This window comes from Larkinella arboricola (assembly GCF_003259745.1).
In the GTDB taxonomy this organism is placed as follows: domain Bacteria; phylum Bacteroidota; class Bacteroidia; order Cytophagales; family Spirosomataceae; genus Larkinella; species Larkinella arboricola.
The window spans coordinates 316,003-337,088 of sequence record NZ_QLMC01000001.1 but is presented as its reverse complement, the minus strand read 5'-3'; the positions used below and the strand labels follow the sequence as shown (position 1 = coordinate 337,088).

Sequence of the window (21,086 nt, the reverse complement as noted above, 5' to 3'; positions counted from 1 at the left end):
ACTATTATCCGCCCGTTTGCAGTTTACGAACGTAATGCACAATTTTCCAGCGATCTTCTGGCGTTATCTGTGATCCATGAGGCCACATACGACCACGCCCATGAGTGATTACGTGAAAAATATGCCCTTCTTTCATGCCAGACATACCTCCATAATTGGGAACGCCTTTGTATTGAGCAGCTACCAGACCGTCGCCTTTACCCGTTTCGCCGTGGCAATGCTGGCAAAAACGCGTATAATATTCTTTACCTTCGGCCAGAGTCTTTTCGGTTAACGGAACTGGATTAACCAGAGCACGTTCTGAGATTTCAATACTATCCGCCGGGATGTTATAAATCATCAGGTCTTTAGTGGTGGTATCCCCTTCTCCGAACCCAGTATTATAATTACGACGGGATACGGTTCCTTTTACAGGTAACCATAAAGCCGTACCCTTAGTACCTTTGTCAGTATAAGGAGTTTTGAACCCTTCCTCTTGCTTGTATGGCTCGTAACCAACAGGCTCGTACATATTCGGGGCATATTGCGTACCCGGATTATCGTGCCCCCGCTTGCAGGCGGTTATCGTTAGCATGGCGGCTGCCATCAACAGAAGAGAGCGGTTCAGTCGCGTAAACTTCATGTGTCGTCAGTCGGATTAAAATTGTTTTACATTTACTTCAGCAGCGCCGGAAGCCCGCAAAACGCTAGCAATCTCTGTTTCGGACTGCTTGTTTTTGCTTAGGTCGATCGCCATCACAAACTTGTTATCCGTACTGCGAAGATCGAACATCAAGGGTTTCGTCGTGGGCCCTAAGCCGTTGGATATCAAAAACGTACCCACCATACCTAAAGCTGTAAACAGAACCGTGAACTCAAACATGACAGGGATATATGCTGGATAAGCATAGTGATCCTTACCGCCAATAATCATTGGCCAGTCATAGCCCATGGTATAATACGTTAACGCTACCATGCAAAGGAACCCTGTCAAACCAAACAGGAACGCGGCAATACCTATACGAGTCCGGGGATGGCCTAAGGCGACGTCAAGTCCGTGGATAGGAAATGGGGTGTAAACTTCGTGGATTCTCACCCCTGCGCTTTTAACCTCAGTAACAGCTTTCAGGACGACTTCATCATCATCGTAAACGCCGACTAGAAATTTTGCGCTATCGTTATGTTGAGACATGCTTATAGTGAAATTTTAAACCGGTTCTTTCGGGTAAGTGAGCTGATCAATTACTCGACGTCTTTGTTATAAGTCGGACTTGTCACATTTTCTCCTTTTGCCACACCTGATACAGACGCTGGCAGTCTTTCAGAAGCTGAACGGATGATGGCTTTCACCTCGAACATGTTGATTACCGGCAAGAACTTGGCAAACAGCAGGAACAGGGTAAAGAATAATCCGAAAGAGAAAATATAGTCACCAATGTCAAACATCGTCGGTGAGAACATGGCCCAGCTTGATGGGAGGTAGTCACGGTGCAGGGATGTTACGATAATAACAAACCGCTCGAACCACATACCAATGTTTACGATAACCGATAGCACAAACGTCCAGGTAATGCTCCGGCGAATCCGCCGTGACCAGAACAACTGTGGAGAAATTACGTTACAAGTCATCATCGCCCAGTATGCCCACCAGTATGGGCCAAACGCCCGGTTAATGAAGGCGTACCGCTCATAGTCAACCCCTGAATACCAGGCAATAAAGAACTCCGTAATGTAAGCAACACCAACAATTGAACCCGTCAGCGTGATGATTTTATTCATCGACTCGATGTGCTCAAAGGTAATGTAGTCTTCCAGTTTGAACACCACCCGTGTGATCAGCATTAGGTTCTGCACCATGGCAAAGCCCGAGAAGATTGCACCCGCAACAAAGTAAGGAGGGAAAATGGTGGTGTGCCAGCCCGGAATTACCGAGGTTGCAAAGTCAAATGATACAATTGTGTGAACGGAAAGTACGAGGGGTGTTGAGATACCGGCCAGAATCAAGCTGATGTATTCATAACGAGCCCAGGTTTTGGCTCCACCATTCCAGCCCAGCGAAAACGCACCGTAGATATACCGTGAAACTTTGCTGGTCGCCCGGTCGCGGATGGTTGCCAGGTCAGGCACCAGACCCATATACCAGAAAACAAGTGATACGGTAAAATATGTACTGATGGCAAATACGTCCCAAACCAGTGGAGAGTTGAAATTCACCCACAACGAACCGAATGTGTTTGGCAACGGCAGCGCCCAGTGAGCCAGCCAGGGACGGCCCATGTGCATCAGAATGAAACTGGCGGCACAAAGTACGGCGAAGATGGTCATGGCTTCAGCCGCCCGGTTGATGGATGTACGGTATTTCATCCGGAACAGCAGCAGAATGGCAGAGATCAGCGTACCAGCGTGACCGATACCAACCCACCACACGAAGTTGGTAATATCCCAGGCCCAACCGATGGTTTTATTCAAACCCCATACGCCCAGCCCTTCCCACCAGGTCCAGAAGACACAACAGGTACCGTAAATCAGGACGACAAACGAAATGACAAAGGCAATGGTCCAGGCCCGGGTTGGTTTCCCTTCAACCTGCTTGCAGATGTCTTCTGTCACGTCGGCATATGTCTTACCCCCGGTTACCAGTGGGGTTCTCACGGGTGATGTAACGTGCATGGTAGTTAATTTTGAATGCTAATAAGTTACGAACTAGAAATTACTCAGCGTGTTCCGCTGCGGCAGCGGCTGGTTTGGCGACTTCGTCTTTATTCCGAATCTTCGTCAGGTATGAAATCTGCGGTCTAACGTTGATTTCTTCCAGTACCTGGAAAGCCCGGGCATCGTGCTCTTCCTTCAGTATTTTTGAGATCGTGCTCTCTGGATCGTTCATGTCTCCAAAGATGATCCCACCTGTTGGGCAAGCCTGCGCACAAGCCACCTGAATCTCATCCGGTTTTGGTCTTCTGCGTTCTTTCTTGGCCGTCAACTTACCCTCCTGGATCCGTTGTACGCAGAAAGAGCATTTTTCAATAACACCCCGCGAACGAACGGTTACATCAGGATTGATGACCATTTTGCCGAGATCGTTGTTGAAATGATAATCGAAGTTGTCGTTATCAAAATACTTGAACCAGTTGAACCGCCGAACTTTATACGGACAGTTGTTGGCGCAATAACGCGTTCCAACACACCGGTTGTACGTCATCTGGTTCAATCCTTCCGTACTGTGCGTCGTTGCCAATACCGGACATACCGTTTCGCAAGGTGCATTCGTACAGTGCTGGCAAAGCATGGGTTGGAATACGACCTCCGGATTAGCGGCAGCCACTTCAAGCCCTTTCCGATCATCCGGTTCGGCATCGCTGCTGTAATAGCGGTCGATCCGAATCCAGTGCATCTCACGACGGTTGATCACTTCCTGACGGCCTACTACCGGAATGTTGTTTTCAGCCTGGCAGCTAACGACGCAGGCCGCACAACCCGTACAGGAGTTCAGGTCGATAACCATACCCCATGAATGGTTCGGCTTTTCGTAACCGTTCCAGAGCGTAAGGTCAGCAGCCGGAACCGGCCCTTCAGATGTTTCAACTTTCGGGAAGAACCGACCCGCTTTCGAATCTTTTTTATAAGCTGACAGAATCGTTTCCTGAATAACCGACCGACGCCCCATAACGGTATCATGAGTCTGCGTCTGAGCGATCGTACGGGATCCGCCTGCTTTATTAATTTTTACATCGGTAGCCGTAAACAAAACAGAATTGCCTGAAACGGTAGCCAGCGGGTAGACGTTTTTACCAACGCCATCGGCTGATTTACCAGCTTTTTCGCGACCGTATCCAATAGCAATGGAAACCGTTCCATCCGCCTGGCCGGGCTGGATGAGGACTGGCAACTCGATAGACGGTTTGCCAGCTACTTCAACAGTAACCAGATCATGCTGATTTACACCCAGTTCGCTAGCCGTTTTCTGCGATACACAAGCGTAATTGTCCCAGCAGGCTTTCGAAACCGGATCGGGCAATTCCTGTAACCAGGGGTTGTTGGCCAGAGAGCCTGTACCAATCCCTACTTTTTCGTAAAGTGCCAGTTCAAGACCCGTAGCATTGGGTTTATAGCGTTGGGCAATACCAGCGGCAGCCGTTGCAACCGCTCCGGCGTTGAACGTTCCGGCAGAACCGGTCGAAGCAGACCGCAGTTCGACCACGCCATCGTGCAGTGACTGAATCCAGAATTGTTCGAAGGATTTACCGCCACCTGCCTGCGGATAAATATTTGTGCGCCAGTAGCTCTTTATAAAAGCCTCGTAGTTTGAATTCAAACCTGCCCATTTCAACAGAGAAACCTGCGGTTGACGGGTTTTGAAAATCGTATTAATCGTAGGCTGCGTGAGGCTATAGAAACCGGCTTTGGGAGAAGCATCATCCCAAGACTCCAGATAGTGAGAGCCCGGACAGATATACTTACAGAGAGAAGCCGTTTCATCAGCCCGGTCGGCAAACGAAACCGATAAGCCAACGCGTGGCAAGGCTTCTTTCAATTCCGCTCCACGCGGGTGGTCATACACCGGGTTAGCAGCGTAGAAAATCACACCCTGAACCCGACCAGCCTTTACGTCACTAATGAAACCGTTCATAGCGGCATCATTTCCCTGACGGTAATTGGCAGGACGGCTTAAATCAATAGTTGTACCGTAGCTACCCAACAGGTTGTTCAGAGCATTAACCAAGACCTGAACATTGGCATCATTTGAACCAGATACAACGAGTGCCGCACCCCGTGAAGCAGCCAGTTCATTAGCGGCTTTGTCGAGGTAAGGAACATCAATAGAGGCCGTACTAACTGGGGTTCCGCCCAGTTTAGCCGCTACTTTATTGTATAAAGCCGCTACCACCAGTCCTTCCTGTGACGGTTTGATGGGCGTCCGGTAGTCGGCGTTGGAACCGGTCATCGACAAACCCGTCTCAAACTGGTAATGCCGTGACATCTCCTTTTTATTGCCACCATTGGCACCCACCTTACGCGTCGAAACGTATTGGTCTGTATATTCTAAGGGAGCAATCCAGCTACCCAGAAAATCAGCACCGATACTAACAATCGTTTTGGCTTTGCTAAAATCGTATGAAGGGACAACCGCTTGTCCAAACGACAATTGGTTTGCCTGAACTAATCCAGATGCTGAATTAGCATCGTATTGAATATGGGTAGCCCCTGGGTATTTGGCGGTGAAAGCCGCAATAACACTTTTGGTAGAAGGGCTCAGTAAGGTTGATGAAACAATCCGGACAGCACCGCCCCGTTGCAAGAGGCCCATGATTTCCTGATCAACCGTGCCCCACTCGGCATCCGCTTCTCCTTTTTTCGGCCCTTTTAATTTGTCGTTATCATACAGCGACAAAACCGAAGCCTGTACACGGGCGGACGTTCCTCCTTTGGTTATGCTTGATGACGTATTACCTTCAATTTTAATGGGCCGACCTTCGCGGGTTTTCACCAAAACCGGCACATAATCCCCTCCTTCGCTGAAGGTTGAAGCGTAATAATCGGCAATGCCCGGAAATGTACTTTCCGGCTTATTAATATAAGGTATTGCCTTGTGAACCGGCGTTTCGCAGGCTGCCAGTGAAACGGCTGCCATACCAAAACCCAAAACTTTTAAGAAATCCCGACGATCACTGCTAATACCGTCGACAATACTTCCTGATTCGGCAGGTGTAGCATCGGTAGGTTCTGAGAACTCTTTATACGCGTTTTTTACAAAGGATTCGTCGTTGCGTAGTTCTTCCAGCCCCCTCCAATACCGTTTATTTGTACTTTCCATACAGTCCTAGTAGTTCGTTAACTGTTAAGTAGGATTTGATGTGTGATTAAAAATGGCACTTTGAACATTCCAGACCACCAATATTAGCCACACGTAACGGCTCCTTACTTCCCTTTTTATGGAGGGCAACTAATTTATCGTAGTAAGCATTGTCTTTCGTAGCAACTTCCGTTTTCCGGTGGCAGTCAATACACCAACCCATGGTCAGTGACGACCGTTGTTCCATTACTTCCATTTTTTCAACTTCCCCGTGGCACGTTTGGCACTGAACCTGACCTACGTTAGTGTGTTGAGCATGGTTAAAATACGCCAGATCAGGCAGGTTATGAACCCGTACCCATTCAATTGGCGTATCAGTTTCAATGGCCTTATAGATCTTCTGAATTTCCGGTGACTCCCGTTTGATCTCACCGTGGCAATTCATACAGATGTTTGCCGAAGGAATGGTTGCCAGCTTTCCTTTGTAAACGGCCGTATGGCAGTAATTACAGTTAACCTGGTATTGACCGGCATGCAACTTATGAGAAAAAGCGATGGGTTGCTTCGGGGCATAACCCTGCGAAACACCAACGCTATACAGTCCGTCGAAGGTCTGTTTAATGACAACAAAGACAAATAGCCACAAGACAATGGACCGTAGGGCACTGTTTCCAGTGATGTCTTTCAGCCGTTGCGAGAATGATTTTGTCTGCTCCGTTGTCTCAACGCCCGGTGCCGGAGCAACCGCTTTCGACAGAATCGTTACCAGAACCAGCAAAACGCCCAGTACCAGCAGCATAACTACTAATAAGGCAACCAGTACGACCGTAAACAAGCCGGATGGACTTTCGCTGGCAGCAGCCTGAGCACCCCCACCCGCTTGAGCTCCTACCCCAGGTGCATCTCCTCCTGCCGGAGCAGCATTTGCGGCTTCTACGTGTGCCAGGATGTTTTTGATATCATCATCTGACAAATCCGGGAAGCTCTGCATCACCACCGGCTGGTATTTTGCATAAAGGGCGGTTGCGTAAGCATCACCGCTCGAGATCATCGCTTGTGGGTTCTTAATCCACTTGATAAGCCATGCCTCATCCCGACGCTGGTTGATACCTTTTAGGCCGGGGCCGATTACTTTTTCATCCGTGACGGCATGGCACTGCTGGCACAAAGTTGAGTACAACTCCTTTCCTTTTGCCGCATCCTGCGCCTGTGAGCGATAGCTTCCTAATAGGATGATTAGTACAATTACTACCCTATTTATTGCAGTTCGCGAGTACATTTTAAGCGATGAGAAACCAATAAAATCAGTATGCATACCTACTAATTATTTTCCATTAACGCACAAAAGTAGTACAGGAACGGTTTTAATCAAACACTTGCGGTTTGATATTTTGGAGCACTTTTTTATTTATACTTTGTCTAAGTAACCAATTTTTTGGCCACTTTTCAGGCAATAAAACCTCATTTAAATACAACAAAAAACCATCTGCCTAACAGGTCAGATGGTTTTTTGTTTTCTACTATGTAGATGTATTTAGGCAATACATCCGGGGAGGTCCCGAGCGGGTTCGAACCGCTGTAAAAGGTTTTGCAGACCTCTGCCTAGCCACTCGGCCACAGGACCATTTAGAAGTAAAGCTGAGAAACCGGCGTATGAAAAACTTTATTGAAACGAGCCTAACAAACACCAATTTCCCAACTCCTCTTCTTACTATGCTGCCACAAACTTACTACAAAATTTGTCGGCAATCTAACATTTTAGCGACTTATTCGCCTTTCGCACGGCCTTCCATCTGTTCTTTCAGGGCCGCCAGTGCATCCAGGTCTCCAAGAGTAGCACGCTCTGGCTCTTTGCTGGACGTCGGAGCTTTTGCAGTAGCTGCTTTTTTCTCCGGCTTCCGGTCTTCACCTTTCTCCTGCCACGTTTTAGTGTGCGACAGCATGATGCGTTTTTCCTCTTTCGAGAATTCGGTCACCTTGAACTCCAGCGTTTCGCCTACTTCAGCCCAGGAACTATCTTCTTTTTGCAGACTTTTCAGGGCAGCGAAGCCTTCAATACCGTAGGGTAATTCGAGCGTAGCCAGCTTGTCGTTTTTCGCCAGGATCGTGCAACGGTGAACTGAACCCGGTACGAATACGCTTTCGAACGTATCCCATGGGTTTTCTTCCAGTTGTTTGTGACCCAGCGCCAGACGACGGTTTTCAACATCAAGTTCCAGAACGATTACTTCCAGTTCATCGCCTACTTTAATAAAGTCAGACGGATGTTTGATTTTCTTCGTCCATGACAAGTCTGATACGTGTACCAGACCATCGATGCCTTCTTCCAGTTCAAGGAACAGACCAAAGTTGGTCAGGTTCCGAACAATACCTTTATGTTTGGTACCTACGGCATATTTTCCAACCAATTCCGCACGTGACCAGGGGTCAGCCGTCAGTTGTTTGATACCGAGGGACATCTTACGATCGTTGCGATCCAGCGTCAGCACAACGGCTTCTACCTCGTCACCCACTTTCAGGAAGTCCTGTGGGTTGCGCAGGTGCTGCGACCACGACATCTCAGATACGTGGATCAGCCCTTCAACACCCGGCATGATTTCCAGGAAGGCACCGTAATCAGCCACATTAACAATACGGCCTTTCACTTTCGAACCAACCTGAATATCTCCTTCCAGAGAATCCCACGGGTGTGCCTGCAGTTGCTTCATACCCAATGAAATCCGCTTTTTGTCTTCGTCGAAGTCAAGAACAACAACGTTGACTTTCTGGTCAAGGTGCAGCAATTCGGACGGGTGGCTGATGCGGCCCCACGAAATATCCGTAATGTGCAACAGACCATCAACACCACCGAGGTCGATAAACACCCCGAAGTTGGTCATGTTTTTGATCACACCTTCCAGCACCTGACCTTTTTGCAGGTTGTTCAGGATTTGCTGACGTTGTGCTTCCAGATCTTTTTCGATCAGGACTTTGTGTGAAACAACTACGTTATCGTTGGCGTAATTGATTTTCACCACTTTCACTTCCATTTTCTTGCCGACAAAAACGTCGAAATCACGGATCGGCTTCACGTCGATCTGCGAACCGGGCAAGAAAGCTTCAATGCTATAAATATCGACAATCAGACCACCTTTGGTCCGGCGTTTCACGAAACCTTCGATAACCAAATCTTCGTCCAGGGCACGCTGAATTTTCTGCCAAGCCGTAATGACTTTAGCTTTCTTGCGTGACAACACCAGTTGACCGTTAGGGTCTTCCTGATTCTCTACGTATACTTCTACTTCATCACCAATTTTCAAGTCGGGCAGATCGCGGAATTCCGATGCCGGAACCAGTCCATCCGATTTGAAACCAATGTTTAAGATAACTTCCCGGTCGGTAATGCCGACTACGGTTCCGGTCACTACTTCTTTCTCGTTTACTTGCGCCAGGGTATTATCGTACAGCTCGGCCAGGCGATCACGTTCTGCCGCTGAGTAGCCGCTGCCAAAACCCCGGTTGTCTGCCTTATCCCAATCAAAATCAGGCAGTGTTTGCGTTTTGCTCATAAAAGTTTAGTTGTGGCCCATGATACATCAGCCCCCGGGCCTTCCTGGCTGATTTTTAGTTGATATAAGGAGACACTGCTCCAAAAATAGAGGTGCAAAAATAGTAAGATTTTCTGAAAATACATTCGTTACACAAAAAAAGTGTTTTTTGCGTAGGCAGGCGCCCAAGAAGAAACTAAGTCAATATAATTTCTCACGTTTCGCCAGAAACGGCATCCACGTTTCTTCTACGGATCCCGAAAAATCCCGCAGAAAGACCAGAAAAGAAGGTTTAAATGGTTTTTGGTACGGTTTCATACCCGCTTCTTCCGGTGTCAGGTCGCCTTTTTGCGAATTACACCGTTTGCAGGCAGTAATGAGGTTATCCCAGTTGGTTTTCCCTCCGCGCGATTTGGGCATAACGTGGTCCAGCGTCAGATCCTCGTGCTTACCGCAGTACTGGCAACGGTTGCCATCGCGCTTGAAAATATTCTGCCGGTTAAGCATGACGCCCTTGTAGGGCAAATGAATGTAGCGGTGAAGACGGATGACAGTCGGAGATGGGTATTCGTCGTCTACTGTTCGCAGGACGAAGGCTTCGGATTGAGCAACCAGTTCCGCTTTGTTCAGGTAGACTAACAAGAACGCTTTTGGTACAGAACAGATGCCTAGTGCGCTATAATCTTGATTTAGTATCAGGACTTTCCTACCCATAAACAATGTATCAGACTCCTTTCTTTCCTAAGCAAGTTAATGAAATATCATTATAAATAACAGGTAATAGATGAATAATTCACATTTTTTAAAATTGGCTGACCCATTGAGAATCAGCTTTTCAGGCTAATATTGCTCGCGGCTCATCTCACGGGAAACATCACGCTCTTTAATAGAATCGCGTTTATCATACAGTTTTTTCCCTTTAGCCAGGGCAATTTCCAGCTTCGCAAACCCCCGGTCATTAATAAAGAGCTTGGTCGGAATGATGGTCAGCCCCTGATCGGTTAGTTTATTGACCAATCGTTTAAGTTCCCGCTTTTGCAATAGCAATTTCCGATCCCGCAGGGGTTCGTGGTTATTGTAGGTTCCTTCCGTATACTGAGAAATATGCATCTGCCGCACATACAGTTCTTCATTCAGGAATAGGCAATAAGCATCGCCCAGGTTTACCTTGCCCTGCCGCACCGACTTAATTTCCGTGCCCGTCAGCATAATACCGGCCACGAATGTTTCCAGAAAAAAATATTCAAAAGAGGCTCGCCGGTTCCGAATCTCAATGTGCTTTGCAAGTGTTGTATTCGCCATAAGTAATTTAGTACGCCTTCCGTCGGTAATAACACGGTTTTGCTACAAACATTCACGTCAAAAGTACCGAATTGTAAACAAAAATACCCCGAAGTGTTCTCCGGGGTATCAAACGGGTGGATATAGTCATTTCTGACTTTCCTGGCGAAGCCGGTGTTTTTACCCTACAACATGTAGAGAAGTACAGCCGAATCACAGCCTCACGACTCTTCTGTACACACCGACATTCTCCAGGATATTTTAAGCACTATCCTAACGGTATAGTGGATTCGTATTTCGGGAGTTTAACTTATTGATACAAACTGCAAAAATCATTATTTGTTTGGCTTAACAATTAATTCGTTCAATTTGCAAATTCTGTGCCGGAGTTGGCTTGTTCATAAAAAAACAGGATTCACCGCATTGAGCGGTGAATCCTGAAAACAGTATTAGAAACCGTATTATTTCTTAGGTTGCTGTTTCTGCTGATACTCCTTATTTAAACCGGCAATTACCGCTTTAGTAGCATCAAGCGTGCTATCCGCAAACAAAATACCGCCCCCTTTTGAGTAGCCCATTACAAAATCATACTGATTCTGCTTATTCACTTTTTTCAGATAATCATGAATCTGGTTGTACAGCTCCTCGTTTTTCTTTTGCTCTTCTTCCGCCAACTGCTGAACAACACGATCACGATAGGCCATCAGATCCTGCTGTTTTTTCTGTAGAGCTGCTTCGGTAGCCCGGCCCTGCTCCATCGTCATGGTTTGGGCCCGCTGCTGGAAAAAGGCCACTTCATTTTGCAGAGAGCGCCCTTTGTTGTTCAATTCGTTATCGAGTTGGAAGCGTTTGCTTTCGAGAACTTTCCGGGTATCCTTAAAGTATTCGTAATTGGTCAGTAACGAATCCACATTCACATAAACCGTCTTGCGGGCAGGTGTCGATTTGGTTGTACTGGCCGCTGCCGGTTCAGCGGTTTGTTTTTCCGAGAAGTGCAAATAATACAAGACCGCTACAGCTACCGCCAGTACAGCGTTCAAAACAAGAGATGCGTTTTTCACAAGAAACAGTTAATTAATAGTTTAATGATTCTACAAAGGTACGATTTACTGCTTACGTCGCAATTCAAACCCGCTTGAGAGTTGATGAACGGTTGGCTGCCAATACCGTTCTTACCTGCTGACCCGCCAAACCGGCGAATCCACCGACCAGACCGCCTACCAGGGGGGCCAGCAGAAGCAGGGGGATTGATGAGCGAGTTTTAAGAAGAAGACCGGCCATCCGGGCCGTCAAAATACCGTCGGTTTGCAGGTGGATAACCAGCGCATAAAAAAACCAGATGACGGCAACGCCCAGAAAACCGTTACCGAATGCCCGCCAACCCGTTTGGCTGCGCCAGAAACACACACCAAATGCAACGGCGGCAATGCTCCACCAGGGCAGAAAAAATTGTAGGACCGCGCTCAACAAAGCGATTACTATAAAAGGTAGCATAATTCTAACGCGTGAGTGTAAGCGTGGACTGAATACGCGGGTGTTTTTGGGGAACTGATTGAAGATACAGCAATTCGTACAACTCCCCCTTCCGCCAGGTTTCGAGCATATTCAGGTAATACGGGCTGCCCGGATTGCCGGACTGGCCCCCGGGCAGCACCCCGTAGGCCCGGACCTGCGGACCCGTTTGCACTACCATCCGCCACGACGGCCCGGCCCGCCGACCAGCCGCATTGACAATACCGCTTCCTCCACCAACCTGAACATTCAGGGCACTGAACGCGTCCAGACCGGGAATCAGGTGCCGTACTCCCGTCTTTTTATGGTCGGCCCACGCCCAGGTTTTTCCCAGCGGACCGTGCTGCTTCGCCAGTGAATCAACCGTATGCTGAAAACTGACTGTCACGGCATCCTGAATTGTTTCGTGGCGGTTTGCCGTCCGAACATCATCAAACCACCGGGAGTCAGGCTCCTCGGAGAGCAATTGCAGGGTTCGGCTGGCATTCGGAAACCGCATGGGCCTTCCGGGGCTTTCCGGAAGGTCGTCACCCCAGATAGCGCGCTCCAGATGCCCCATCCATTCCATAAAGATAGTACCCGCAACCGTGGCCGTATCCTGCTGGTAATTCCATTGACGAACGGTTTGGAGCGCCCGCTTCTGATTTTCCGACAGGTCATTTTCACGAATGCGGGGCAGCAAAACGGGCAGAAACGTGGATGCCTGGTGGTTGTATACATCGTTTTGCAACCGACGCATACTATCCACCGTTACCCGTTGCATGGCGGCCAGCCGCTGATTGATGCGCATTCCCCGGTCGGGCGTTTCAAACTCCCAATTAATATAATAAGGATAAGTAGGGTCGGTAGAAAACTGGTTGGCCGAACTGACAAAACCCCTCGGCGGATTTTTAACGCGCGGATTATGCCCGGCCGGAATCCAGCCCTGCCAGTCGTTGGCGGCTTTGGTACCATCCAGCAGAAACTTGCCCTGAGCACGCCATTTGAGCGGAAACCGTCCGTTGGGCGATATCGCAATATCTTTGGCGGCATTGGCAAAAACAAAATTCTGGGCTGGAGCCGCGTAAAACGACAAAGCCGTTACGTAATCGTCGTAGGTTTTGGCGCGGTTCAGCAGATAAAACGTTTTCAACCCATTGTCTACTTCGTGGGCAATCCAGCGCACGGCGTATCCCGTGGGAATGTTGGCCAGAAACGGTTTTTCGTCCGGCAGATACGCCACCGGACCGTGGTGGGTATACAAAACTGTATCCACTACATCGGGCTGTCCTTTCACTTTGATGCGTTCAATGCGCCGACGAACGGGTTTCCACTTGTCATCGTGCCAGTATTCCTGTTGCCGGTTATCCCGAAACCGGATTCTGTAAAAGTCCAGCACATCGGCCCCGACGTTGGTAACGCCCCAGGCGACCTCTTTATTAAAACCGATAACAACTCCCGGCGCACCCGGCAACGAAACGCCGTAAACGTTTAAAGTAGGCGTAACCAGTTGAATCTGATACCAGATAGAAGGCAAACTAAGCGTCAGGTGCGGGTCATTTGCCAGAATCGGATAGCCGGTCGCTGATTTCTCCGGCCCTACAGCCCAGTTGTTGCTGCCGATGGCCGGATCGTGCCGGGGCCAGTTCAAAGCAAAGCTGCTGTCTGTTTCCGTGCTGGCAGGCATCGACGGTATTTTAACGGGTTTAAAATCCCAGCGCGTACCGACCGGAATAATGGGGTCCTCTTTAAAAGGATAGTCGGGAAACAAATTAGCCGTCAGCTCCGCCCCCAGCTTCTGACGTACGTTGGTCATCAGCAGATCGTCGGCCCCGGCGGCCAGGGTCTGTGTCATTTGTTTGAGAAGAAAAGCGCATTTTAGCGGTGTCCACGGTTCGGGTGCATAACCCAGCAACTTGTATTCGATGGGGTAACGAGCCGGTTTCAATTGGGCGATGTAGGCGTTAATGCCCGCCGTGTACGCTTCCAGCACTAACCGGGTTGCAGAATCAGCCAGCATTCCGGCCAGTGATTTCTCGGCCCCATACGCCATGCCAAGGCGTCGTTTATCGCGGTCGAGTTCGAGAGCACGTTCCCCAATCACCTCCGACAGACGTCCGGCGGCTGCGTGGGTCTGAAACTCCATTTGCCACAGCCGGTCTTGGGCCGTTACGTAGCCCTGGGCAAAATAAGCATCGTAATCGTTCCGGGCGAAAATATGCGGTACGTGCAGGTCATCGAACAAAACCGTCACCTCGTCCCGCGTACCTTTAATTGATATATGTTGTTCGGAAGCGGCATCTTTCGTTTCAGCGTTTTGCCAGAAGCCTTCAAACGGACTGAGCAACCGCCCAAACGCCGGAACAACCCCCCACTGCCGATTCAACGAAACCGTTAACCCAATAGAAATGAGACAACAAAGAAAGGCTATTGCTATTTTCATATTGGCATCAGTGGTTTTCGGGACTTTTACAAAGAAAATTTATTCTCGCTTTTATACCAATTTTAGGCACAAAAAGCATTAGAATGGTATTATTTTTCATTTTTACGGAAAATAATGTCAACGAACAATATCGTTGTTCCTCAGGTTATGAAACAAAGCCTCTTCTAAATACAACATTTTTAGTAAGTTTGACCTGGATTTAGCTCTCCTCGTATGACCCTGCTGAATACGACACTGAAATGGCTGCTGCAACGACGTGTACCACGCATCGAAGCGATGATGGCGCGGCCCGGTGAAATGCAGCAGCGCGTTTTTCAACAATTGATCAGCAAAGGGCGGCATACCCACTGGGGGCAGCAGCACCGGTACGATTCAATTCGTAGTGTGCGTGACTTTCAGGAGCGCGTACCGGTTTCGTCGTACGAGGATCTGTTTCCCTACATTGAACGCACGATGAAAGGCGAGCAAAAACTGCTCTGGCCCTCCCGTATTCACTGGTTTTCCAAGTCGTCGGGCACCACCAACGCCCGTAGTAAGTTTATTCCCATCTCGCAGGAATCGCTGGACGAAAGCCATTTCAAAGGCGGGAAAGATATGATGGCGCTCTACATCGCCAACCGCCCGGAAAGCAAAGCCTTTGAAGGCAAGGGGTTGTCGATTGGCGGCAGCTTACACGAAAACCCGTATAGCCAGCACGGTTTTGCAGGCGACGTATCGGCGGTTGTCATGAAAAATCTGCCTTCCTGGGCGCAGTATATCCGGACACCGGCCATCGAGGTGGCGCTCATGGATAAATGGGAGGCTAAAATTGACCGGATGGCCGAAATCACCTCCCGCGAGAATGTGACGAGCATCCTGGGCGTGCCAACCTGGGCGCTGGTGCTGCTGGAAAAAGTTCTGGCCTTAACGGGCAAACAAAACATTCTGGAGGTATGGCCGAATTTTGAGGTCTTTATCCACGGAGCGGTGGCGTTCCAGCCTTATCGGGAATTGTTTGCCAACGAAGTTTTCCCGTCGGCCAACATCAACTACCTCGAAATCTACAACGCATCGGAGGGCTTTTTCGCCATTCAGGACGACCTGAAACGGGTTGGCGAAATGCTGCTTATGCTGGATTACGGTATATTTTACGAGTTTGTACCCATCGAAGAAGCCGATAAGCCGTTCCCGAAAGCACTCACCATCGAGGAGGTGGAACTAAATAAAAATTATGCCCTCGTTATCTCAACAAATGGCGGGCTGTGGCGCTACCGGATTGGCGATACCGTCCGGTTTACCTCATGCTATCCATTCCGGTTGCGCGTAAGCGGACGAACCAAGCATTTCATCAATGCATTCGGCGAGGAAGTAATCATTGAAAATGCTGAAACGGCCATTACGCGGGCTTGTGAAGCAACCGGCGCCACCGTAAGCGACTATACCGCCGGGCCGGTGTACATGGGCAGCGGAACCAACGGCTGCCACGAATGGATCATCGAGTTTTCCAGCGAACCGGATAACTTCGCGGCCTTCTGCACTACACTTGATCAGACGCTCCGGCACGTAAATTCCGATTACGACGCCAAACGGTATAACGATATGGTGTTGCAGCCCCCCATCGTCCATGCCGTTCCACGCGGGACGTTTTATGAATGGATGAAAACCCGTGGTAAACTGGGTGGACAGCATAAAGTGCCGCGCCTGAGCAACAGCCGGGAATACCTCGATGATATTCTGGGCCGGTTAACCACCTTCTCCTGAACAACAACGGTATTTTACCGAACGAAGCCCTTCTGTCCATTGTTCTACAAAGGAAGTCCGTTTAATTTTGCTCAATGAAATCCTTCAATATTCCGGAGTATTACCGTAGCCACATCATCAGTCCGCTGAAAGAACTTCGGCGGAAGCGTGATAAACTCAAACGGGATTTTACGCCCACACTGCTTGATTTTGGTCCGGTCCGGTTTTTGGTCGCCCGGCATTTTGGTTTTTGCTACGGGGTTGAAAACGCCATTGAGATTGCCTACAAAGCCATCTCCGAAAATCCCGACAAACGCATTTTCCTCCTGAGTGAAATGATCCATAACCCGGATGTAAACCGGGATTTGCAGGAACGTGGGGTTCGGTTTCTGATGGAAACGTCGGGTAAGCAAATCGTTCCGTGGGAGGAGTTGCGGCCCGACGATGTGGTCGTGATTCCGGCTTTTGGAACCACCATCGAGATTCAGCAGAAACTGGCCGAAATCGGTTTAAACGTCGAACAGTACGATACGACCTGCCCCTTCGTCGAAAAGGTCTGGAACAAAGCCACGCAGATTGGTCAGAAGGATTATACCGTGGTGGTTCACGGCAAACCGTCGCATGAAGAAACCCGGGCTACGTTTTCGCACAGCAAGGAGTCGGCCCCAACCGTGGTGGTAAAAGATATGGCCCAGGCGCAGCGTCTGGCTACTTACCTTACCGGCGAGTCGGCCAAAGAGCCGTTTTATACAGAATTTAAAGGGCAGTTTTCGGAAGGTTTCGATCCTGAACGCGATTTGCAGCGCATCGGCGTCGTAAACCAGACGACCATGCTTGCGTCGGATACGCAGCAGATTGCCGACTTCCTGAAAACCGTCATGATCCGGCATCACCACCTCATGCCGGACGAAGTGGAAACGCGTTTCGCCAACACCCGCGACACCCTTTGCTACGCAACCAACGATAACCAGGATTCGACCTACGCCCTGCTGAAAAACCCCGCCGATTTTGCCCTGGTGGCCGGTGGTTACAACAGTTCCAACACCCTGCACCTGGTGGAATTATGCCAGGTGAAACTACCGACGTACTTTATTGAAACCGAGCAGAAGATTTTGTCGCGGGAGTTGATTCGGCACTTCGCTATTCACACCAAAGAGGAGGTTGTCACGGAACATTTTCTGCCCGATCACGAACCGGTAACGGTTTTGCTGACGTGTGGAGCCTCCTGCCCCGATGCGGTGGTAGAAGGCATTCTCCTCAAAATTGTTTCCTTCTTTCCGGCGGCCCGGCCTGTAGATGAGGTAATGGCGGAAGTGGGTCAGCGGTTTGGCTCCTGAAATTCGGTAGGAAAACTTCATAAATGTCACCCCCTGGCAGTAAAAAGTCGGGTCAGGGTTCTTTGTTTCCTCGGAAAGCACAAGCTGCGAGCGGTTCCTTTTAACGAGTAGAGTAAAAAAACTGCCGCAGCCAAGACTGGACTTAACACAATCTATACGCATGTACACCATCGGGATTAACACGTTTCTGTTTACGTCGCCCTTCACGAACGAGAGTGTGAAGTGGTTTTCAAAATTTGCTGAATGGGGTTTCGATACCGTAGAGATCGGGCTGGAAGATCCCGCGAACATTGATCCGCAGGTGGTTAAACAAGCCCTGGCTGATGCCAAGCTGGGCTGTAAGACGGTTTGCGCAGCCATGAGTCTCGACCGCGACTTCCGGGGCGATGAAGAACAGCAGCAAAATGCCATGACGTACCTGAAAGGCCTGCTGGATGTAATGGAGATAATTGGAGCTGAAATGCTGGTTGGCCCGCTGTATTCGAGCGTTGGCCGGGCCGAAGCAACCCCCAAAGACGTTTATGCCGAACAACAGAAAGCCGTTGTCAAGAACTTAAAAGAACTGGCCGACTACGCTGCCAGCAAAGGCTTGAAAATTGCCCTCGAACCGCTGAACCGCTTCGAAACCGACTTCATCAATACCGTCGATCAGGCGATTGAACTGGCCGATCTGGTGGGCAACGATGCGGTCCGGCTGCACCTGGATACGTTCCACATGAACATCGAACAGAAGTCTCAGGCCGACGCCATTCGTAAAGCCGGATCGCGGCTGGAACTGCTGCACACCTGCGGCTGCGACCGGGGTATTCCCGGCAATGACCACATCGACTGGGATTCCATCCGGCAGGCGCTGAAAGACATTGATTTTAAAGGTCAGTTGGTGATCGAATCGTTTACACCCGACGTAAAAGCTATTGCCAAAGCCGCAGCCATCTGGCGCGACATCGAATCTTCCGGTGAAGACATTGCCGTAAAAGGACTCGCTTTTTTAAAGACGGTGTAAGAGTATAAAGACAAGAGAGGTTAGACAAGAGATGAAAGACTTATACTAAAGTCTATTGTCTTCTGTCTAACCTCTCTTGTCTTTTATCACTGCTCCGGCACCCGGACATGGACCTGAATAGGAACGCTTTCGTTATGCAGCCGGTCAAAAGAGCTAACGGCATACACATACCGTTTATCCGGCTCGGCTGTGCGGTCGATGAAGCGGGTTGTATGTTCTCCCACGCAAATGGCGACGATATGGGTTGGGTCGTCCATTGATATCTTATCTTTCCGGTCAAAACGGTACACAACGTAATATTGGGCCTTATCGCCATCCGGTGCGGGGGCGGGTTCCTGCCAGAACAGCTCCACTCCCTCTGGCGTTGGCGTGGCCTTCAAATCTTTCGGCGAAAGCGGTGGCTCAGGATCTTTCCAGGGCATCGGCGGTATGAGGGCCGGATAGCGATAAAAATTCGTCAGCAGTGTATCCCGCACCCCATTGAGGTTAGCCGTCAGCGATTTGGAACTAAAGAAAATACTGCCGTGAATCTGACTAAACTGCCGGTTGTAGATTAGCTGGGTTGACATTTCGTTCGGGTCGTTCCAGGCCCGGTCGCGGGGAGTTGAGCGGTTGATTCGAAACGCACCCTGTCCAATGTAGAGATGCCGATTAAAACCGTTTTTGACCCACCAATCGACCAGCAATCGATACGGTACTTTCTGAAAATCCGTACTGAAATAGACCTGCGGGGCGATGTAATCAATCCAGCCTTCCCGAATCCACTTGCGCGTATCGGCGTATAAATCAAAATACGATGTCAGGCCCCCCGTTGTTTCCGACCCATCCGGATCCTGGCTACGGTTTTTCCAGACCCCGAACGGACTCACGCCAAATTTCACATACGGTTTGATGGTCTGAATCGAATCGTGTAATTGGCGAATCAGTTGATTGACGTTTTCCCGGCGCCAGTTATCCCGGTTCATACCGTTGCCGTAGGTTTTGAACGTCACCTCATCCCGAACCACCTGCCCGGCAATACCGTACGGATAAAAGTAGTCGTCGAAGTGAATACCGTCCACGTCATAATTCCGGATAATATTGGTAACAACGCCGGTTACATAATTGCGCACTTCGGGCAACCCCAGGTTAAAAAGTTTGCGGCCACCATAGTGCAGCATCCATTCCGGCCGAAGATTGCTGATGTGATCAGGGGTTACACTGGATAGTTTACTAAACGTGGCGCGGTCGAGGTTAAACCAGGCGTGAAATTCCATGCCGCGGTCGTGGGCTTCCCGGATCATAAACTCCAGCGGATCGTAGAACGGCTCCGGCGCACGGCCCTGCTGCCCCGTCAGCCAGAACGACCAGGGTTCCGAACCTTTGGCATAGAACGCATCAGCAGCCGCCCGAATCTGTACGACTACGGCATTGATGCCCGCCCGCTGGTGCTGATCAAGTAGATTAATAAACTCCGCCCGCTGATTATCGGACGATAGACCCCGCACGCTTGGCCAATCAATGTTATCGACTGTTGCAATCCAAACCGCCCGAAATTCGCGTTTGGGAGGAGTTTGGGCACTGACAACTCCCGTTATCCGGAGAAAGAGCAAGAAACTAAAAAGAAGCCGGTAAGGACAGCGCATGCGCAAACGGTTGATCAACAAAAAGAATAGCCAAAGATACAGAAGATTCCTGTCACCTTTTCAACTGTCTTAGGCTACGGTTTATTGTATTTCTCCAATTGGCCTTGTTCGCACTCTTCAAGCAAGTTTTTGTACTTTATGAAGGATTGCAATCTTCCATCCGGGCTAATCCAGCCAAATAAGCCGCTTTAATACAGAATTTTATTTGGAAAAAAATTAAGAAAGGAAAATTTCAATGGTAAACGGTGTTTGGTATAACTATTGTTTACAGTAATTTTGAGCCAACTATTACGCCGTAAAACCAATCATTATTTTACTTTTTAGTAAAAAATCCATATTTTTTTATAAAAATGTAAGGATTATGTTTAGTTTTGCGCGATCTTCTATTGGTTGGATGAAGCTTTTAAGTTAACACTATCATGTCAGGAATCAAGCTCGATCAAATTGATCGTAAAGTATTAGAAATTTTACAGACGAACGCTAAAATTACAAACGCACAATTATCGAAAGAAATTGGCTTATCACCCGCTCCGACACTGGAGCGTGTAAAAAAATTAGAAACTTCGGGAATCATTCAAAGCTACCACGCACAACTGAATCGGGATCGTGTTGGCCTGGGTGTTACCACGTTCGTACAGGTATCGCTGGTCGGTCACAAAAAGCAGGTAACCGAGTCGTTTGTCAACGCCGTGAAAAATATTCCGGAGATTATTGAGTGCCATCACATTACCGGCTCTGGCGATTTTCTGCTGAAAGTCATTGCCAAGGATATTTCCTCTTACCAGGTTCTGATGCTGGAAAAAATCAACGAAATTGAAGAAGTTGCCAGCACGCAGACGATGGTAATTCTCTCAACATTCAAGGAAAGCAAAGTGCTGCCTATTCCCTGA

The 21,086-nt window shown here is 49.0% G+C and carries 16 protein-coding genes and 1 tRNA gene; 4 read left to right on the top strand and 13 right to left on the bottom strand.

Annotation, left to right across the window (positions count from 1 at the left end; translation table 11 throughout):
* Positions 1-4: 4 nt before the first annotated feature.
* The 12 genes from LX87_RS01425 to LX87_RS01370 form a co-directional block, all read right to left on the bottom strand.
* A complete protein-coding gene (locus LX87_RS01425; RefSeq protein ID WP_111626390.1) occupies positions 5-622 on the bottom strand; it encodes a c-type cytochrome in 618 nt (205 codons plus the stop codon).
* A gap of 15 nt (positions 623-637) precedes the next feature.
* Complete coding sequence (locus LX87_RS01420; RefSeq protein WP_111626389.1) at positions 638-1,171, bottom strand: DUF3341 domain-containing protein; 534 nt, start codon at positions 1,169-1,171, stop codon at positions 638-640.
* Positions 1,172-1,221: 50 nt separating this feature from the next.
* Complete coding sequence (nrfD, locus tag LX87_RS01415) at positions 1,222-2,649, bottom strand: NrfD/PsrC family molybdoenzyme membrane anchor subunit (RefSeq protein WP_111626388.1); 1,428 nt, start codon at positions 2,647-2,649, stop codon at positions 1,222-1,224.
* A 40-nt stretch (positions 2,650-2,689) separates the two neighbouring features.
* Positions 2,690-5,791: a TAT-variant-translocated molybdopterin oxidoreductase gene (locus LX87_RS01410; RefSeq protein WP_111626387.1), complete on the bottom strand. Its 3,102-nt coding sequence runs from the start codon at positions 5,789-5,791 to the stop codon at positions 2,690-2,692.
* A gap of 46 nt (positions 5,792-5,837) precedes the next feature.
* Positions 5,838-7,085, bottom strand: a complete 1,248-nt coding sequence (locus tag LX87_RS01405) for a c-type cytochrome (protein WP_111626386.1) — start codon at positions 7,083-7,085, stop codon at positions 5,838-5,840.
* 238 nt (positions 7,086-7,323) lie between these two features.
* Positions 7,324-7,394, bottom strand: a tRNA-Cys gene (locus LX87_RS01400).
* 142 nt (positions 7,395-7,536) lie between these two features.
* On the bottom strand, positions 7,537-9,318 hold the full coding sequence (rpsA, locus tag LX87_RS01395) for a 30S ribosomal protein S1 (protein ID WP_111626385.1): 1,782 nt from the start codon (positions 9,316-9,318) through the stop codon (positions 7,537-7,539).
* A gap of 180 nt (positions 9,319-9,498) precedes the next feature.
* Positions 9,499-10,011, bottom strand: a complete 513-nt coding sequence (locus LX87_RS01390) for an HNH endonuclease (protein WP_111626384.1) — start codon at positions 10,009-10,011, stop codon at positions 9,499-9,501.
* A 126-nt stretch (positions 10,012-10,137) separates the two neighbouring features.
* The gene (gene smpB, locus LX87_RS01385; protein ID WP_111626383.1) at positions 10,138-10,599 is read right to left on the bottom strand and encodes an SsrA-binding protein SmpB; all 462 of its coding nucleotides are present in this window, start codon (positions 10,597-10,599) and stop codon (positions 10,138-10,140) included.
* Between the two features lie 440 nt (positions 10,600-11,039).
* A complete protein-coding gene (locus tag LX87_RS01380; RefSeq protein ID WP_111626382.1) occupies positions 11,040-11,639 on the bottom strand; it encodes an OmpH/Skp family outer membrane protein in 600 nt (199 codons plus the stop codon).
* A 64-nt stretch (positions 11,640-11,703) separates the two neighbouring features.
* On the bottom strand, positions 11,704-12,072 hold the full coding sequence (locus LX87_RS01375) for a hypothetical protein (RefSeq protein ID WP_111626381.1): 369 nt from the start codon (positions 12,070-12,072) through the stop codon (positions 11,704-11,706).
* 4 nt (positions 12,073-12,076) lie between these two features.
* Positions 12,077-14,512: a penicillin acylase family protein gene (locus tag LX87_RS01370; RefSeq protein WP_111626380.1), complete on the bottom strand. Its 2,436-nt coding sequence runs from the start codon at positions 14,510-14,512 to the stop codon at positions 12,077-12,079.
* Positions 14,513-14,725: 213 nt separating this feature from the next.
* Here LX87_RS01370 and LX87_RS01365 point away from each other — a divergent pair, with 213 nt between their 5' ends.
* The 3 genes from LX87_RS01365 to LX87_RS01355 all read left to right on the top strand — a co-directional run bounded on the left by LX87_RS01365 (position 14,726) and on the right by LX87_RS01355 (position 18,571).
* Positions 14,726-16,252, top strand: a complete 1,527-nt coding sequence (locus tag LX87_RS01365) for a GH3 auxin-responsive promoter family protein (protein WP_111626379.1) — start codon at positions 14,726-14,728, stop codon at positions 16,250-16,252.
* Positions 16,253-16,326: 74 nt separating this feature from the next.
* Positions 16,327-17,568 (top strand): 4-hydroxy-3-methylbut-2-enyl diphosphate reductase, encoded by a 1,242-nt coding sequence (locus LX87_RS01360; protein ID WP_111626378.1) that lies wholly within the window; start codon positions 16,327-16,329, stop codon positions 17,566-17,568.
* Positions 17,569-17,728: 160 nt separating this feature from the next.
* Positions 17,729-18,571 (top strand): sugar phosphate isomerase/epimerase family protein, encoded by an 843-nt coding sequence (locus LX87_RS01355; protein ID WP_111626377.1) that lies wholly within the window; start codon positions 17,729-17,731, stop codon positions 18,569-18,571.
* Positions 18,572-18,657: 86 nt separating this feature from the next.
* Here the strand turns inward: LX87_RS01355 and LX87_RS01350 are convergent, their stop codons facing one another.
* Positions 18,658-20,196, bottom strand: coding sequence for a glycoside hydrolase family 10-like protein (locus tag LX87_RS01350; protein ID WP_111626376.1), 1,539 nt, complete (start codon positions 20,194-20,196; stop codon positions 18,658-18,660).
* A gap of 419 nt (positions 20,197-20,615) precedes the next feature.
* Here LX87_RS01350 and LX87_RS01345 point away from each other — a divergent pair, with 419 nt between their 5' ends.
* On the top strand, positions 20,616-21,086 hold the full coding sequence (locus LX87_RS01345; RefSeq protein WP_111626375.1) for an Lrp/AsnC family transcriptional regulator: 471 nt from the start codon (positions 20,616-20,618) through the stop codon (positions 21,084-21,086).